Origin of the sequence: Vibrio sp. 10N.286.52.F8 (genome assembly GCF_041468745.1) — a bacterium.
GTDB classification, from domain to species: domain Bacteria; phylum Pseudomonadota; class Gammaproteobacteria; order Enterobacterales; family Vibrionaceae; genus Vibrio; species Vibrio crassostreae_C.
On sequence record NZ_JBFRJF010000016.1, the window covers coordinates 22,050 to 38,713 of the forward strand.

A 16,664-nucleotide genomic window follows, 5' to 3' on the forward strand; every position below is an offset into this window, starting at 1 on the left:
CTGAAATGGCAGAGTCAGACGGTCAAGAACGCACAGAAGACGCCACGCCCAAACGCTTGCAACAGGCCAAAGAGAAAGGGCAGGTTGCAAGGTCAAAAGAGCTAGCGTCAGCATCGGTATTAATTGTCGGTGCGATTGCATTAATGTGGTTTGGCGAATCGATGGCGAAGGCTTTGTTCGAGGCGATGCAACGCCTGTTCTCTTTGAGTCGCGACGAGATCTTTGACACTAACAAACTCCTAGAAATCGCTGGTGGTGCACTGGTGAACCTGCTGTTCCCGCTGTTTTTGATACTGATAACTTTGTTTGTTGCTGCCGTCATCGGCGCTGCGGGTGTCGGTGGGATTAACTTCTCAATGCAAGCGGCGATGCCAAAGGCGTCTAAGCTCAACCCACTCAGTGGTATCAAGCGTATGTTTGGCCTGCAAAGTTGGGTTGAACTGCTCAAGTCTATTCTTAAAGTAGCGCTCGTATCGGGGATGGCGATTTATCTGATTCAAGCCTCTCAGCATGATTTAATGCAGCTGAGCATGGACGTCTATCCACAAAACATCTTCCATGCCTTGGATATCTTGCTCAACTTTATTCTGTTGATCAGTTGTTCTTTGTTGATTGTTGTGGCGATTGATATCCCATTCCAGATTTGGCAACACGCTGATCAGCTGAAGATGACTAAGCAAGAGGTGAAAGACGAATTCAAAGACACCGAGGGTAAGCCTGAGGTGAAAGGTCGAATTCGCATGTTGCAAAGGGAGGCGGCTCAGCGTCGTATGATGGCCGATGTGCCGCAAGCGGACGTGATAGTCACCAACCCAGAGCACTTCTCAGTGGCGCTGCGCTACAAGCAGAATCAAGACAAAGCACCAATTGTGGTTGCTAAAGGTGTCGACCACATGGCGATGAAGATCCGAGAGATTGCGCGTGAAAATGACATATATATCGTTCCAGCGCCGCCATTGGCGAGGGCGCTTTATCATACCACTGAGCTAGAACAACAAATTCCTGACGGTCTGTTTACAGCAGTTGCACAAGTGCTTGCATATGTTTTCCAGCTTAAACAGTACCGAAAACGAGGTGGTGAGCGACCAAAGCTGCAAGATTCTAATATGCCGATCCCACCTGATTTACGTCATTAGATCAATTGCTTGAGCTCTGCGTGATGAACCCTGATAATAGCGAGCTAGCTAATCTTCCTTTTATAGAGGTGATGGCGATAATTTGACGTGAGATGTTGGTACAGTGTTTGCTGTAGTAGCCTGAACATTATAAGCCCATAGCAAACAGCCCTGACTAAGACCTAATCCACTTGTTCAGAGAGCTACAACATAGCGAAACTGTCTAGATTTATGAAATTCTCCCTGCCTTTTGTGGACAAGCTACCTAAAATCCCTAACCGTGCCATGCCTGCGATTGGTGCACCTGTTATGGTACTTGCAACGCTTGCTATGGTGGTGTTGCCCATTCCAGCTTTCTTGTTGGATATGTTCTTCACCTTCAATATTGCACTGTCTATGGTTGTGCTATTGGTATCGGTTTATACCCGCAGGCCTTTAGATTTCGCTGCATTCCCGACCGTCCTGCTGATTGCGACTCTACTTCGATTGGCCTTGAACGTTGCTTCGACACGTGTGGTATTGCTCCATGGTCACGAAGGTGGCGACGCGGCAGGTAACGTGATTGAAGCCTTCGGTAACGTGGTTATCGGTGGTAACTACGCGGTTGGTTTAGTGGTGTTCTTGATTCTTATGATCATCAACTTCATGGTTGTAACCAAAGGTGCGGGTCGTATCTCGGAAGTAAGCGCGCGTTTCACGTTAGACGCCTTACCGGGTAAACAGATGGCAATCGATGCCGACTTGAACGCAGGTTTGATCGACCAAGACCAAGCGCGTCTGAGACGTTTTGAAGTCACCAAAGAAGCTGACTTCTACGGTTCGATGGACGGTGCTTCTAAGTTTGTTAAAGGCGATGCGATCGCTGGTATCTTAATCTTATTCATCAACATCATTGGTGGCTTGAGCATTGGTATGGCTCAGTTTGATCTTGGTTTTGGTGAAGCAATCGAAATCTACACGCTACTGACTATCGGTGATGGTCTGGTTGCACAAATTCCATCTCTATTACTGTCTATTGCAGCTGCGATGATGGTAACGCGCCAAAATACTGATGAAGATATGGGTGAGCAACTTGTCTTCCAGATGTTCGACAATCCAAAAGCCTTGATGATCACCGCCGCCATCCTTGGCATCATGGGTATTGTTCCGGGTATGCCACATTTCTCGTTCTTGAGCCTTGCCATCGTTGCAGGCGCGGGGGCGTATTACATCGATAAAAAGAACAAGAAGAAGGCGGAAGAGCCTAACCTTCCGGCGACAGTTGAATCGAATGGAGAAGTAGGCTCTCAGAAGGAGCTCTCTTGGGATGATGTTCAACCTGTCGATATTATTGGTTTAGAAGTGGGTTACCGTTTAATTCCTTTGGTTGATAGAGACCAAGGTGGTGAATTGCTTGAACGCGTTAAAGGTGTGCGTAAAAAGCTGTCTCAAGACTTTGGTTTCTTGATCCCAGCGGTACACATTCGCGATAACCTAGAACTGACACCAAACAGCTACCGTATTACCCTGATGGGTGTTGCTGTGGGTGAAGCTGAGATTAAGCCAGACATGGAGCTCGCGATTAACCCGGGCCAAGTCTATGGCATGATCGATGGCGAGCCGACGATTGACCCTGCCTTTGGCCTTGAAGCGGTTTGGATTCGTGAAGAGCAGCGTGAACACGCACAAGCTCTAGGTTATACCGTTGTAGATTCTTCTACAGTACTGGCGACACACCTTAGCCAGCTGCTAACCAACAACGCATCGCAGCTCATTGGCCACGAAGAAGTTCAGAACTTACTTGAGATGCTCAGCCGCTCAACACCTAAGCTGGTGGAAGGTTTTGTACCGGATCAATTGCAGTTGGGTGTGGTTGTGAAAGTGCTACAGAACCTGCTGAATGAAGCGATTCCAATTCGTGACATTCGAACCATAGTCCAAACTTTGTCGGAGTATTCAGGTAAGAGTCAAGAACCTGACATACTTACTGCGGCGGTTCGCATCTCATTGAAACGATTAATTGTTCAGGAAATCAATGGTATAGAGCCCGAGTTACCAGTGATAACCTTGATTCCTGAGCTGGAACAAATCTTGCATCAAACCATGCAGGCATCCGGCGGAGAATCTGCTGGTATTGAACCTGGTTTAGCCGAACGTTTACAGACCTCTCTCAGCCACGCTACACAAGAGCAAGAGCTGAAAGGTGAGCCCGCGGTACTATTGACCTCTGGCGTGTTGCGTTCGACTCTGGCTAAGTTCGTGAAGAACACGATCCCAAGCTTGCGAGTCTTGTCTTACCAAGAAATACCGGACGAAAAGCAGATACGTATAGTACAAGCTGTTGGTAATTAAGCCGCCTAATTAGAACGGACAATCGAATTGAAAATTAAACGATTTTTTGCAAAAGATATGCGAACGGCTCTGCTCCAAGTTAAAGAAGAACTTGGTTCAGAAGCGGTGATCATGTCTAACAAAAAGGTCGCAGGTGGCGTGGAAATTGTTGCCGCTATTGATGGCGAATCCAGCCCGTCGACAGCGAGCCAGAGATTAAATAAACCTCAGCAGCCTGCACAAAGCCAATATACGCAAATGGCCGCGCCCGCAGCTCCTGCTGGGCGACGTCAACTAGACGATGACAAGGTTAGCCTACAGTCGAATGTTGAAGGTGGACGCTCAATGACTAAGCGCTTTGCGAATATGCTTAAGCAATACAGTCATGGCGCCGATGATGAGCCACAGCATCGTGCAGAAAATGAAGATTCATTGTCAGCATTGCTCAATCGCCAATCAAGCACGGGCCATAAGCCTCATAGTCATCAGACTCAAAGCAATTTGCAGTCTCATGGCCATCAGCAATCTCACGGTAACCAACAGTCTCACGGAAATCTTGATTCTGCATTTGCTCGTGAAACGGGTTTGTCTAAGTTGATTGCTGAAGACCGCAGAGTAGAGCGCCCGACACCTCGCTTGGATCCTACCCGTTATGATCGTGGTCGAGAGAACACTCAGTCCAAAGGTTCTGATACTGAAATGGAAACGATGCGCGAAGAGATGACCTCAATTCGTCGTCTGTTAGAGCATCAAGTTTCTGGGTTGATGTGGCAAGAAGTTGAGCGCCGTGAACCACTGAGAGCCATGCTTATTAAGCGCCTTGAACGTATGGGTGTATCTGCAGAGCTTGCCGATCAAATGGCTTGCTACATTCCTGAAGATACTAAACCTGCACGTGCATGGAAGGCTCTGTTAGCTCTGGTTGCTGACCAAATCTCCGTTACACAAAAAGATATTTTAAAACGCGGCGGTATTGTGGCTCTACTTGGCCCAACCGGCGTGGGTAAAACAACGACTGTTGCAAAGCTAGCTGCACGTGCTGCCATGGAATATGGCGCTGATAACGTCGCACTAGTGACAACTGACACATATCGTATAGGTGCACATGAGCAGTTATCGATCTACGGCCGAATTATGGGTTGTCCTGTAAGAGTTGCTAAAGATTCTAGCGAACTGGCCGATGTAATATATCAGTTACGTAATCGTCGCCTGATTCTGGTCGATACTGCAGGCATGGGACAACGAGATGTTCGCCTATCTGAGCAGTTAGACACATTGATGCAAGAGAGTGGTTCCGTTATCAATAGCTACCTTGTGTTGCCTGCAACCGCGCAACGCAAAGTGCTGCAAGAAACAATTGAACACTTTAGAAGAATCCCGTTGTCGGGATGCATCATGACTAAGCTGGATGAATCCCTAAGTCTAGGTGAATTCATCAGTGTCGTAATACAAAATGCATTACCAGTTGCTTACATAGCAAATGGTCAACGAGTTCCTGAAGATATCGTTATAGCTCAGCCAAAGTACATGATTGCTAAGGCTAATGAGCTATTAGAAAAATCTACAGAGAATGAACCTCATTACTGGAATAGCGATTCTGAAGGGCTCTAGGCGGCGGATAAATATGAATGAAAATATGATACATGACCAAGCTAGCGGCCTCCGTCGCTTAACCAAGCCTTCACTCACAAAAGTTATCGCTGTAACCGGTGGTAAGGGAGGCGTTGGTAAATCTAATGTGACGTTAGGTATGGCTATTTGCATGGCGCGCCAAGGCAAAAAAGTCATGGTGCTAGATGCCGATTTAGGACTAGCGAACGTCGATATCATGCTAGGTATTCGTTCTAAACGAAACCTTGGGCATGTGTTGGCTGGCGAATGTGAACTTAAGGATGCGATTGTCGAAGGGCCGCACGGAATTAAAATTATTCCAGCGACATCGGGCACTCAAAGCATGACTGAACTTTCACACGCACAGCATGCTGGTTTGATTCGCGCATTCGGTTCGCTTGAAGACGAGATGGATATCTTGTTGGTTGATACCGCAGCCGGTATTTCGGACATGGTGATCAGCTTCTCAAGAGCGGCGCAAGACGTGGTTGTCGTGGTATGTGATGAACCTACCTCGATCACGGATGCATATGCTTTGATTAAGCTTTTAAGCAGAGAACACCAAGTTCAGCGATTCAAAGTTGTTGCAAATATGGTCAGAAGCTACCGCGAAGGCCGAGAATTATTTGCAAAGTTGACTTTGGTCACAGAGCGCTTCTTGAATGTGAGCCTCGAACTCGTAGCATGTATTCCTTTAGATGATAAAGTACGTCAATCAGTCAAGAGACAGAAAATCGTAGTCGATGCGTTTCCTCGCTCTCCAGCTGCATTGGCAATCAGCTCTTTGGCTAACAAAGCCTTGACCTGGCCAATACCAAAAACACCGAGCGGACACTTGGAGTTCTTTGTTGAAAGGCTGCTGAATCGTACTGAATTTATAGAGGAACCATTTGGTGAATAAAGCGCTTACTTACGACCAACACGCTAATCACAATAGCCAACAGGCTTTTTTTGAGAAGTACTCTGTGTTGGTTAAACGTATCGCTCATCACTTGTTGGGGCGATTACCGCCTAATGTATTGGTTGATGACTTAATTCAAGCTGGCATGATCGGCTTGATTGAAGCGCAACAAAACTATGATGGTACCAAAGGCGCAAGCTTTGAGACGTATGCTGGTATTCGGATTCGCGGGGCAATGTTGGATGACATTCGCCGTGGGGACTGGGTGCCGAGATCGGTTCATAAGAACAATCGAGAAATCAGCAGTGCAATTGCGGAATTAGAGGGTATCCTCAACCGCGACCCGAGTGATGCCGAAGTGGCAAAACACATGGGGCTCAGTTTAGAGCAGTATCACAGTGCTTTAACTGACATTAATTGCTCAAGACTGGTTGGAATTGAAGATTTAGGCGTCTCAGATGATGTAATATCTCCGAATGAAGACTCTCAAGATAATACGCCTTTTCAAGGGGTTGCTGATGAGTCATTCCGCCAAGCTTTGATCGATTCGATAAAACAACTTCCGGAAAGGGAAGGCCTTGTGCTTTCGCTTTATTACGACGAAGAACTCAATTTAAAAGAGATTGGGGAAGTGTTAGGTGTCAGCGAATCTCGTGTCAGCCAAATACTGAGCCAATCTATGCAGCGTTTACGCACTAAGTTAAGTGCTTGGACACAGAACGACTAACAACACTGATCCTATTCAGTGGAGGCTAATTTGAACAAAAACATGAAAATTCTCATTGTTGATGATTTTTCAACGATGCGCCGAATTGTTAAAAACCTACTTCGCGATTTAGGTTTCAACAACACTCAAGAAGCAGATGATGGCTTGACCGCGTTACCTATGCTGAAAAAAGGCGAATTTGATTTCGTGGTAACTGACTGGAACATGCCAGGCATGCAAGGGATTGACCTGCTTAAACACATTCGCGCAGACGCAGAACTTAAGCACCTTCCAGTGCTTATGATCACAGCTGAAGCGAAGCGTGAGCAGATCATCGAAGCTGCGCAAGCGGGTGTTAATGGTTACATTGTGAAGCCTTTCACTGCTGCAACGCTGAAAGAGAAACTTGATAAGATTTTTGATCGCTTATAAGCATCAATAAATTTAGGCACTTCTAGGTAAACACTGACTGATAAGTTATCTGTTTATCTCGATAGCCTAAGCGCACAAAGTATGCGGAGTAAGGCCGAATTCAGGATGATTTCATTAGAACAAGCAAAAAAATTAGTAGAGCTGCTTGAGAACGATGAGCAGCAAAATGCTGATTCTCTTGTGAGAAGCATTTATGAAGATAACTTTAGTCTTCAAGACAATCCAATGCTTCAAGAAATAGGAAGTCTGACACGCGACCTCCACGACTCTTTGACTCAATTCAATTTCGATGAACGCATCAGCGTTATCGCAAATGACGAAATCCCTGATGCAAGGGATCGCCTTCAGTATGTCATTGATAAAACGGAAGTTGCGGCAAATAAGACGATGGACGCTGTCGATCGCTGTATGCCAATCGCAGACAACCTACACGAGTGTTTACTTCAAGTAAGGCCTCAATGGAATGAACTGATGCATGGCCGCATTGAGCTGGCACAATTTAAAGCTTTATGTCACCGCATTGATGGATTGCTTGTCCAAGTAGAAGGCGACAGTACTGAACTACGCGGACAATTGACTGAAATCTTGATGGCTCAGGATTTCCAAGATTTAACTGGGCAGATAATCAGCAAAGTTATTACCTTGGTGAATGAGGTGGAAGGACGTTTGGTCGAGATTCTCACGGTATTCGGTGCGAATCAAAAAGAGCCAACTCCAGAGTCAGAGAAGAAAGCATCGATTGCGCCTGAAGGTCCAATTATGAACCCAGAAGAGCGCGAAGACGCTGTCGCATCTCAAGATGAAGTCGACGATTTGTTATCCAGTCTTGGATTTTAAAGGTAACGTATGAGCTACGATTTAGACGAAGATATTCTTCAGGACTTTTTAGTCGAAGCAGGAGAGATCCTTGAACTCCTATCAGAACAACTGGTAGAGCTTGAGAATAACCCTGACGACAAAGACCTATTAAATGCTATTTTCCGTGGTTTCCATACAGTAAAAGGTGGTGCTGGTTTCCTAGCATTAACTGAGCTGGTGGATACTTGTCATGGTGCTGAGAATGTGTTCGACATTCTGCGAAACGGCCAACGCAGCGTAACATCAGGTTTGATGGATACCATGCTGCAGGCGCTAGATACAGTCAATGTACAGTTTCGCGCCGTGCAAGATCAGGAACCTTTAGTGCCAGCCGACCAATCTTTATTGGATGAACTTCACCGTCTCTGTAAACCAGAGTCTGCGGATGAAGTGGCACCAGTAGAAGCGCCTGTACCTATTATCCCTGAACCTGTTGTTGCAGCGCCTGAGCCTGTTATTGCTGCTGAAAGCTCAAACATCAATGCATCTTCAGTCGATGATATCTCTGAAGATGAGTTTGAACGCTTGCTTGATGAGCTTCACGGTAAAGGTGGTTCACCAACAGCGCCTTCTGCACCAACACCGCCGCCAGCACCCGCTGCACCTCAGTCTGTTGCTGACAGTGGTGATATTACTGATGACGAATTTGAAAAGTTATTAGATGAATTGCACGGTGCGGGTAAGAGCCCGACAGCGGCAAGTTCAACGCCTCCTCCACCGCCAACGCCGCCAGCAGCACCTGTTTCGGCGATGTCTGAAGGCGATGATCTGATGACTGACGAAGAGTTCGAGAAGTTACTTGACCAACTACATGGCTCAGGTAATGGACCTTCGATTGAAGAATTGGATGCCGCGACTAAGCCAGCAGAAGTTAAGGCAGTAGCACCTCAAGCTGCGCCTAAACCTGCTGCGCCAGTTGCCGTTAAAGCTGAGCCAAAACCGAGCGCTCCAGCAAAAGCTGAAGTTAAAGTGCCGGCTAAGAAGCAACAAGCTGAAGCGACAGTTCGTGTTGATACATCAACACTGGACACCATCATGAACATGGTGGGTGAACTGGTATTGGTGCGTAACCGACTAGTCAGCCTAGGCCTCAACAGCAACGACGAAGAAATGTCGAAAGCTGTCTCTAACTTAGATGTTGTTACTGCAGACCTTCAAGGTGCGGTAATGAAGACTCGTATGCAGCCGATCAAGAAAGTATTTGGTCGCTTCCCACGAGTTGTCCGTGACCTTGCTCGTAGCTTGAAGAAAGACATCGTTCTTGAAATGCGTGGCGAAGAAACGGACCTTGATAAAAACTTAGTAGAAGCACTTGCTGATCCCCTGATTCACTTGGTGAGAAACTCTGTCGATCATGGTATTGAAATGCCAAACGACCGTGTTGCTGCGGGTAAATCACAAACGGGTAAAGTGATTCTGTCTGCCTCTCAAGAAGGTGACCACATTGAACTGGCTATCGTTGATGACGGTGGCGGTATGGACCCTGATAAGCTTCGTGCTATCGCGGTTAAACGTGGCCTGATGGATGAAGATGCAGCGTCTCGTTTATCGAATAAAGAGTGTTTCAACCTGATTTTTGCTCCTGGCTTCTCAAGCAAAGAGCAGATCTCGGATATCTCTGGTCGTGGTGTGGGTATGGACGTTGTGAAAACAGCGATCAACACGCTGAACGGCTCTATTGATATTGATTCAGAAATGGGACAGGGCACCAAGATCACCATCAAGGTTCCACTAACCCTAGCGATTCTACCAACCTTGATGGTCGGTGTTGCCGGTCATCCATTTGCATTGCCATTGGCATCGGTTAACGAGATCTTCCACCTAGATTTAAGCCGCACAAACGTGGTTGATGGTCAGCTGACGATCATCGTTCGCGATAAGTCTATTCCGTTGTTCTACTTGCAAAACTGGCTTGCACCTAAAGCGGGTATTGTTGAACTGCGCAAAGGACACGGCCATGTTGTTATCGTACAACTTGGTAGCCAACGTGTTGGTTTTGTTGTCGATACGCTTATCGGTCAAGAAGAAGTCGTGATCAAGCCGCTTGATAAGCTTCTGCAAGGCACGCCAGGAATGGCAGGCGCGACAATTACAAGTGACGGACACATTGCATTGATTCTTGATGTGCCGGACTTGTTGAAGCAGTACGCAGCTGCGTCAAGAATTTAATTTAAGGATAAATATGGCGATTAAAGTATTAGTCGTTGATGATTCGAGTTTTTTTCGTCGTCGCGTTAGTGAGATCATCAACTCAGAGGCTCGCCTAGAAGTCATTGATGTTGCAGTAAACGGTAAAGAAGCCGTTGAGAAAGCGAAACAGCTAAGACCTGACGTAATCACGATGGACATTGAAATGCCTGTCATGGACGGCATCACTGCCGTTCGTGAGATCATGGCCGCGTCTCCAACGCCTATTTTGATGTTTTCATCGTTAACGCATGATGGAGCGAGAGCAACGTTAGATGCGTTAGATGCAGGTGCTCTCGACTTCCTACCTAAGAAGTTTGAAGACATTGCACGTAACCGTGACGATGCAGTTGCATTGCTTCAACAACGTGTAATTCAGATTGCTGCGAAGCGTGCGTTTATGCGTCGTGCTCCTATTGCGCCGAGAGCGACAGCGACCACTTCAACACCTACGCCATTGCGCCAGCCGATTTCAACAGCAGCTGCGACTTCGACAGCGAAGCCTGCGGTTGCATCAACGGCGAAATTCAGAGCGTCAGGTAAGAAGTATCAATTAACAGCAATTGGTACTTCGACTGGCGGCCCTGTTGCTCTACAGAAGATTTTAACTCGCATCCCTGCTAACTACCCACACCCAATTGTGTTAGTTCAGCATATGCCAGCAACTTTCACTGCTGCTTTTGCTAGTCGATTGAACACCTTGTGCAAGATTGAAGTTCGTGAAGCGCAAGACGGTGATGTGTTAAAACCTGGAGTGGCGTATCTTGCTCCAGGTGGTAAACAGATGATGGTTGATGGCCGAGCAGGGTCTGCACGTCTAAGAATTATCGATGGCGGCGACCGCATGAACTACAAGCCTTGTGTGGATGTCACATTCGGCTCTGCTGCAAAGATCTACGGCGACAAAGTCTTGTCTATGATACTGACCGGTATGGGCGCAGATGGTCGAGAAGGTTCGCGTATGTTGAAAACTGCGGGCTCGACGATTTGGGCACAAGACGAAGATAGTTGTGTTGTATATGGTATGCCTCAAGCTGTAGCAAAAGCTGGCATTTCTACTGAAGACCTCCCTCTAGACCGCATAGCGGAAAGGATCTTGGTTGAAGTTGGGTTAGCTTAGGTAAATCGAAATGATTGTTTGGAGTGTTGCAAACCAAAAAGGTGGTGTTGGTAAAACGACCACGACCGTGACTCTAGCAGGTTTACTTGCGTTGAAGGGGCACCGTGTTCTATTGGTTGATACTGACCCACATGCATCACTGACCACCTATCTGGGGTACGACTCAGATACGGTGGAATCGAGCCTGTTTGATCTGTTCCAGTTGCGTGAGTTTAACGCGCAGACGGTAAGACCTTTGCTTTTACAGACGGAAGTCGAAGGTATCGATATTATTCCTGCCCACATGTCTTTGGCGACATTAGACCGTGTAATGGGAAATCGAAGCGGCATGGGGTTGATCTTGAAGCGTGCTTTGGCCGCTTTAAAAGATGACTACGACTATGTGTTGATCGATTGCCCGCCAATTCTTGGTGTGATGATGGTCAATGCATTGGCTGCAAGCGATCGTATATTGATTCCGGTACAGACGGAATTTTTGGCGATGAAGGGCTTAGAGCGCATGATTCGCACTTTGACCATTATGCAGAAGTCGCGCAAAACACCGTTTAAGGTGACGATTGTCCCGACGATGTACGACAAGCGAACCAAAGCCTCACTGCAAACATTAACGCAGCTCAAAGATGATTACCCAAACCAAGTTTGGACGTCTGCTGTGCCGATTGATACCAAGTTTCGAGACGCGAGCCTAAAACGCTTGCCAGCCTCTCATTTTGCATCGGGTAGCCGTGGTGTATTTGCTTATAAACAGTTGCTTATTTATCTCGAAAGGTTGGCGATAAATGAGCGCGAATAAAGAATCAACAATGGCGCAGCCAAGTCTCTCTAGTGAACAAGCACTGGATGATTACTTTACTGCGTTATTAGGCGATGAAAGCTTTGAATCTGACGATTTTTTTGTTGACGAGTCGAGCGACGAATCACAATCTGAAGAGCCAGAGCCAGAGCCAGAGCCAGAGCCAGAGCCAGAGCCAGAGCGCCAATTTTCGAGTCACCACTCTAGCTACGCAGAAATACGCGCGGCTGAGTTTGAGGTCCCTAACCTTGAAGATGTTCAGAAACTACTGAGTCGTTTAGAGGCGACCAATGTTGTTGATGAACTGAACCTTGATGAGTTGATGGATCAGAACACCCAGAAAATCGCCCAGCAAGCAGACATGCAAATGTTTGATGCCGCGGTTGAGTCTGTTCAAGTGTTCGAAGAGCCAGAGATTCAGGATTGGAATCTTCCAGAACCCGATTTATCAATTGTTTTAGAGCCACCTGTTGAATCGCAGCAAATTGAAGAGTTACAAGCTGAATCGTTGGAGACGGAACAAGTAGAAGTTAAGGCTGTTGAGCCTGAACTTGACGTTCCTGATCCCGAGACAGTTATTGAACCCGAAACTCAAGCAGGAGGTGCTGACCAGTTTACCTCTTGGGAAAGTACGGTTCGCAAAGAAGACTTTCAAGTCTTGTATTTTGATGTAAACGGCGTGACCTTTGCGGTGCCACTTGATGAGCTTGGCGGCATCCATCGCCTTGAAGAGTTAAGTCATATCATTGGTAAGCCAGCTTGGTATTTGGGTTTACAAACCAACCGTGATAGTCAGCTAGATGTGGTCGACACCGCAAAATGGGTGATGTCTGAGAAACTATCAGGTGACGAATACAAAGAAAACTATCAATATATAGTGATGCTTGGAGAGAGCTTGTGGGGCCTAGCGGGCACAGAGCTCAAAGGCACCGAGCTACTTAATACAGACAAAGTACGTTGGCGAGAAATGGCAGGGAAACGCCCATGGCTCGCTGGTATGGTAAAAGAAAAAATGTGTGCTTTGATTCATGTTGAAGCATTAATCGCCATGCTAAACGCAGGGCTAGATGTAAAAGCATTAAGCTAGTAATAAGCATTGGGCTAACAATAAGCATCAAGTTAATAATAGTGGTCGGTAACGACGGCAAGAGGATTATCTATGTCTCATATGAGTGAAGTTGAAGTAAGAAAAGAGCAAACGAATGATGAAGTACTTCAATGGGTGACTTTCCAGCTAGAAGAAGAAACTTACGGCATCAACGTAATGCAAGTACGTGAAGTACTACGTTACAGCGAAATTGCTCCAGTACCGGGTGCTCCAGATTACGTTCTAGGTATTATTAACCTACGTGGTAACGTTGTTACTGTTATCGACACTCGTTCTCGCTTTGGTTTGATGCAAGGTGAAATCACAGACAACACTCGTATCATCGTTATTGAATCTGAGCGTCAAGTAATTGGCATTCTAGTAGATAGCGTTGCTGAAGTGGTTTACCTGCGTTCTTCTGAAATCGACACAACGCCAAGTGTTGGTACTGATGAAAGTGCTAAGTTCATCCAAGGTGTAAGTAACCGAGATGGCAAGCTACTTATCTTAGTAGATCTAAACAAACTACTAAGCGAAGACGAATGGGATGAGATGGCTCACCTGTAATGTTTGAAGCGCTTCCTTTAAGCCCTGTCGCTCTGATATCAGGCGTTGGGGTTTTTACGTTATTTATCCTGATTTTGATTAGCAAAGTAAAACGTGCGATTCAAAAGCAGCTCGATCAGTCACGCCTGCAAGTTCGTAACTTGGACAAAGAGCTTCAAAAATCGAGTAAGCAATTACTTGAGGTTCGCTCTGTTGTGGTTGGCCTTGGCCAGAAAGTGACTGAACAACAAGATCTTATCAAACATTTGAATGAACGTATTGTTGAGCTGGAACATGCGGATACCGATGGACGTTTGTACACACGTGCAACGAAAATGGTTCAGCTTGGCGCTGGGATTAACGAGTTAATTGAAGAATGTGAATTACCCAAAGCAGAAGCTGAGCTGATGATGTCTCTGCAGAACAAGCTTGCTGGTAAAGAGAAAATTCCTTCATTACGAAGCGACCCTTCATCGTACGATCAGCAACCCGATGCCTCTCGCGATCGCAGAGACCCGCCTCGACGTCGTTAAATTGAGCGCTTAATTCGTATTGAGCAATTGATGTTTATTACGTATTCCTCTTAAAAGAAGCTTCGGCTTCTTTTTTTATGCCTGTCCGATCTATATAGAACGATGTTTATAAGTGCTTGTATCTACGACAATATCTTGTTTGTTGATGAAAATGTGTAAATTGTGATGAGGTGGTAACAGTTTCTTACCGACTTTGTTCTATCGAAAACGCCTAGTCCTGTTTTGTCACCATGTTGGTGTGCTACTATAGCGCTCTCATTACTCGACTAAATTTACCTATGCTAGAAGTCTCAAATTTAACTGCTATTCGTGACGACAGGATTCTGTTTGAATCGTTGTCTTTTCAATTGAAACCAGGTGAGCTGGTTCAAGTTGAAGGTCGTAACGGTACCGGGAAAACGACACTCCTTAGGATTATTACTGGCTTAGGCGATCGCGATGACGGCACTATCTCTTGGGACGGTGAGTCTATTGAATCGAGTCGAGATGTTTATCATCAAAATTTACTTTTTCTTGGTCACCAAACAGGCGTAAAGCGCGAGCTTAGTGCTTATGAGAATCTGAGCTTTTATCAGTCGATTCACAGTGGCGGTACCAGCAAAGAAGAGCTTTACCACGCGCTGGCTCAAGTCGGGCTTGCGGGCAGAGAAGACGTACCTGCGGGGCAACTTTCAGCAGGCCAACAACGCCGAGTTGCGTTGGCTCGCCTTTGGTTGAGCAAGCAAATGTTGTGGATTCTTGATGAGCCGCTGACTGCCATTGATAAGCAGGGCGTGAAAGTTCTCGAATCTCTTTTTTCTCAGCATGCAGACAACGGTGGCATTGTGTTGTTAACCACACACCAAGATATGTTTGCTGATAGCCCGAAACTAAGAAAAATAAAGTTGGGTGAGTAATATGATCTCTTCAATGACCACGATTATCCGACGCGAACTGCTTATCGCGTTTCGACGTCAAGCGGATATCTTTAACCCTTTGTGGTTCTTCATCATTGTTATCACGCTTTTCCCTTTGAGTATTGGCCCAGAGCCAAACCTACTTGCGCGTATTGCTGCGGGTATTGTTTGGGTGGCCGCTTTGCTGTCTGCATTGCTCTCTTTAGAGCGTCTTTTCCGTGATGATTTTCAAGATGGCGCCCTTGAACAGATGATGCTGATGCCAATCCCGTTGCAGTTGGTAGTATTGTCCAAAGTCATAGCACACTGGTTGTTGACCGGGTTACCATTGATTTTAATCAGCCCATTATTGGCTGTTTTGTTGTCTTTAGATTTTGATACATGGCTCTCAGTTGTGTTGACCTTGCTGGTAGGAACACCCGCATTGAGTTTTATTGGTGCGATTGGTGTTGCGTTAACCGTTGGGTTACAGAAGGGCGGAGTCCTGTTAAGCCTGTTAATCTTGCCGCTTTACATCCCCATTTTAATCTTCGCGACGTCAGCGATTGACGCTGCGGCTTTGGGCGTTGCATACAACGGTCAATTGGCGGTGCTTGGGGCAATGTTAATGGGTGCGATGACTATGACGCCTTTTGCGATCAGTGCCGCACTTAGAGTAAGTGTGAACTGATTGGGGTTCCGTTATCGTATAGCCAATGTGAACCAAATGTGTCGATTGGACTCATAGAGTCAATAAAACTGAAAGCAAGACAAATAAAATTATTATAATTATAGCTTTAATAGCTGTAAGCAATATGAAGTAAGAGTGAGATTACAACATGTGGAAATGGCTCCATCCCTATGCCAAAGCAGAAACCTCTTATCAGCTTGCTGGTAAACTTTTGCCATGGTTTTCGATCCTAGCGCTATTGTGTCTATCCGTCGGTACCGTGTGGGGGCTTGCATTTGCGCCTTCTGATTACCAACAAGGCGATAGCTTCCGTATCATCTACATCCATGTTCCGTCTGCAATCTGGTCGATGGGCGTTTACATGTCGATGGCGATTGCTGCCTTTATCGGTTTGGTATGGCAGGTAAGGCTATCAGACATGGCCGCACTGGCGATGGCACCGATTGGCGCTGTGTTTACCTTCATTGCGTTACTAACTGGCGCAGTTTGGGGTAAACCAATGTGGGGTGCTTGGTGGGTTTGGGATGCGCGTTTAACCTCAGAGCTGATTCTTCTATTCCTATACTTGGGTGTGATTGCACTACACCACGCTTTTGACGACCAAAAAACAGCAGCGAAAGCGGCAGGCATTTTGGCTATCGTTGGTGTCATCAACCTACCTATCATTCACTTTTCAGTAGAGTGGTGGAACACACTTCACCAAGGCGCGACGATCACTAAGTTCGACAAGCCTTCTATTTCAAGTGACATGTTATGGCCGCTTCTTCTTAACATCTTCGGCTTCGCCTTTTTCTTTGGTGCTGTGACTATGGTTCGTTTCCGTAACGAAATCATCAGTAAAGAAAGTCACCGTCCATGGGTTCGCAAGCTTGCGGCTGAAAAAGCGTAGTAGGGTAGGT

The 16,664-nt window shown here is 46.4% G+C and carries 16 protein-coding genes; all 16 read left to right on the plus strand.

The genetic code is table 11. The features are described 5' to 3' along the window. The first annotated feature begins 5 nt into the window (after positions 1-5). Positions 6-1,136 (plus strand): flagellar biosynthesis protein FlhB, encoded by a 1,131-nt coding sequence (gene flhB / locus AB4133_RS09995; RefSeq protein ID WP_017064116.1) that lies wholly within the window; start codon positions 6-8, stop codon positions 1,134-1,136. Positions 1,137-1,346: 210 nt separating this feature from the next. Further along, complete coding sequence (gene flhA / locus AB4133_RS10000) at positions 1,347-3,446, plus strand: flagellar biosynthesis protein FlhA (RefSeq protein WP_372224331.1); 2,100 nt, start codon at positions 1,347-1,349, stop codon at positions 3,444-3,446. Between the two features lie 27 nt (positions 3,447-3,473). Beyond that, positions 3,474-5,036 (plus strand): flagellar biosynthesis protein FlhF, encoded by a 1,563-nt coding sequence (gene flhF / locus AB4133_RS10005; RefSeq protein WP_029235190.1) that lies wholly within the window; start codon positions 3,474-3,476, stop codon positions 5,034-5,036. Between the two features lie 13 nt (positions 5,037-5,049). After that, positions 5,050-5,937: a MinD/ParA family protein gene (locus tag AB4133_RS10010; RefSeq protein ID WP_017060668.1), complete on the plus strand. Its 888-nt coding sequence runs from the start codon at positions 5,050-5,052 to the stop codon at positions 5,935-5,937. Next, complete coding sequence (locus AB4133_RS10015; protein ID WP_017060667.1) at positions 5,930-6,664, plus strand: RNA polymerase sigma factor FliA; 735 nt, start codon at positions 5,930-5,932, stop codon at positions 6,662-6,664. Before AB4133_RS10010 ends, AB4133_RS10015 begins: the two co-directional genes overlap by 8 nt. Before the next feature lie 42 nt (positions 6,665-6,706). Further along, positions 6,707-7,075 carry a chemotaxis response regulator CheY gene (gene cheY / locus AB4133_RS10020; protein WP_016767062.1) on the plus strand — a complete coding sequence of 123 codons (369 nt, stop codon included), beginning with the start codon at positions 6,707-6,709 and terminating at the stop codon, positions 7,073-7,075. 105 nt (positions 7,076-7,180) lie between these two features. After that, the gene (locus tag AB4133_RS10025) at positions 7,181-7,912 is read left to right on the plus strand and encodes a protein phosphatase CheZ (protein ID WP_017064113.1); all 732 of its coding nucleotides are present in this window, start codon (positions 7,181-7,183) and stop codon (positions 7,910-7,912) included. 9 nt (positions 7,913-7,921) lie between these two features. Next, positions 7,922-10,102, plus strand: coding sequence for a chemotaxis protein CheA (locus AB4133_RS10030; protein WP_372224333.1), 2,181 nt, complete (start codon positions 7,922-7,924; stop codon positions 10,100-10,102). Between the two features lie 13 nt (positions 10,103-10,115). Then, a complete protein-coding gene (locus AB4133_RS10035) occupies positions 10,116-11,240 on the plus strand; it encodes a chemotaxis response regulator protein-glutamate methylesterase (protein WP_372073038.1) in 1,125 nt (374 codons plus the stop codon). Positions 11,241-11,250: 10 nt separating this feature from the next. Beyond that, entirely contained in the window at positions 11,251-12,033 is a 783-nt protein-coding gene (locus tag AB4133_RS10040; protein ID WP_017064111.1) for a ParA family protein, read from the plus strand. Further along, positions 12,020-13,120 carry a chemotaxis protein CheW gene (locus tag AB4133_RS10045; protein WP_372224335.1) on the plus strand — a complete coding sequence of 367 codons (1,101 nt, stop codon included), beginning with the start codon at positions 12,020-12,022 and terminating at the stop codon, positions 13,118-13,120. The genes AB4133_RS10040 and AB4133_RS10045 overlap by 14 nt, the downstream gene beginning before the upstream one ends. 72 nt (positions 13,121-13,192) lie before the next feature. Then, positions 13,193-13,687, plus strand: a complete 495-nt coding sequence (locus tag AB4133_RS10050; protein WP_017064109.1) for a chemotaxis protein CheW — start codon at positions 13,193-13,195, stop codon at positions 13,685-13,687. Continuing rightward, positions 13,687-14,199 (plus strand): DUF2802 domain-containing protein, encoded by a 513-nt coding sequence (locus tag AB4133_RS10055; protein ID WP_017060660.1) that lies wholly within the window; start codon positions 13,687-13,689, stop codon positions 14,197-14,199. Before AB4133_RS10050 ends, AB4133_RS10055 begins: the two co-directional genes overlap by 1 nt. A 278-nt stretch (positions 14,200-14,477) precedes the next feature. Beyond that, the gene (ccmA, locus tag AB4133_RS10060) at positions 14,478-15,095 is read left to right on the plus strand and encodes a cytochrome c biogenesis heme-transporting ATPase CcmA (protein WP_017060659.1); all 618 of its coding nucleotides are present in this window, start codon (positions 14,478-14,480) and stop codon (positions 15,093-15,095) included. A 1-nt stretch (position 15,096) separates the two neighbouring features. Next, positions 15,097-15,765 (plus strand): heme exporter protein CcmB, encoded by a 669-nt coding sequence (ccmB, locus tag AB4133_RS10065; RefSeq protein ID WP_017060658.1) that lies wholly within the window; start codon positions 15,097-15,099, stop codon positions 15,763-15,765. Positions 15,766-15,913: 148 nt separating this feature from the next. Then, on the plus strand, positions 15,914-16,654 hold the full coding sequence (locus AB4133_RS10070) for a heme ABC transporter permease (RefSeq protein WP_017064107.1): 741 nt from the start codon (positions 15,914-15,916) through the stop codon (positions 16,652-16,654). The last annotated feature ends 10 nt before the right edge of the window (positions 16,655-16,664 follow it).

Coding starts and splice junctions, on each gene's coding strand:
- flhB (WP_017064116.1), top strand. CDS start 6: ATGGCAGAGTCAGACGGTCAAGAACGCACAGAAGACGCCACGCCCAAA.
- flhA (WP_372224331.1), top strand. CDS start 1,347: ATGAAATTCTCCCTGCCTTTTGTGGACAAGCTACCTAAAATCCCTAAC.
- AB4133_RS10010 (WP_017060668.1), top strand. CDS start 5,050: ATGAATGAAAATATGATACATGACCAAGCTAGCGGCCTCCGTCGCTTA.
- cheY (WP_016767062.1), top strand. CDS start 6,707: ATGAAAATTCTCATTGTTGATGATTTTTCAACGATGCGCCGAATTGTT.
- AB4133_RS10025 (WP_017064113.1), top strand. CDS start 7,181: ATGATTTCATTAGAACAAGCAAAAAAATTAGTAGAGCTGCTTGAGAAC.
- AB4133_RS10030 (WP_372224333.1), top strand. CDS start 7,922: ATGAGCTACGATTTAGACGAAGATATTCTTCAGGACTTTTTAGTCGAA.
- AB4133_RS10035 (WP_372073038.1), top strand. CDS start 10,116: ATGGCGATTAAAGTATTAGTCGTTGATGATTCGAGTTTTTTTCGTCGT.
- AB4133_RS10040 (WP_017064111.1), top strand. CDS start 11,251: ATGATTGTTTGGAGTGTTGCAAACCAAAAAGGTGGTGTTGGTAAAACG.
- AB4133_RS10045 (WP_372224335.1), top strand. CDS start 12,020: ATGAGCGCGAATAAAGAATCAACAATGGCGCAGCCAAGTCTCTCTAGT.
- AB4133_RS10050 (WP_017064109.1), top strand. CDS start 13,193: ATGTCTCATATGAGTGAAGTTGAAGTAAGAAAAGAGCAAACGAATGAT.
- AB4133_RS10055 (WP_017060660.1), top strand. CDS start 13,687: ATGTTTGAAGCGCTTCCTTTAAGCCCTGTCGCTCTGATATCAGGCGTT.
- ccmA (WP_017060659.1), top strand. CDS start 14,478: ATGCTAGAAGTCTCAAATTTAACTGCTATTCGTGACGACAGGATTCTG.
- ccmB (WP_017060658.1), top strand. CDS start 15,097: ATGATCTCTTCAATGACCACGATTATCCGACGCGAACTGCTTATCGCG.
- AB4133_RS10070 (WP_017064107.1), top strand. CDS start 15,914: ATGTGGAAATGGCTCCATCCCTATGCCAAAGCAGAAACCTCTTATCAG.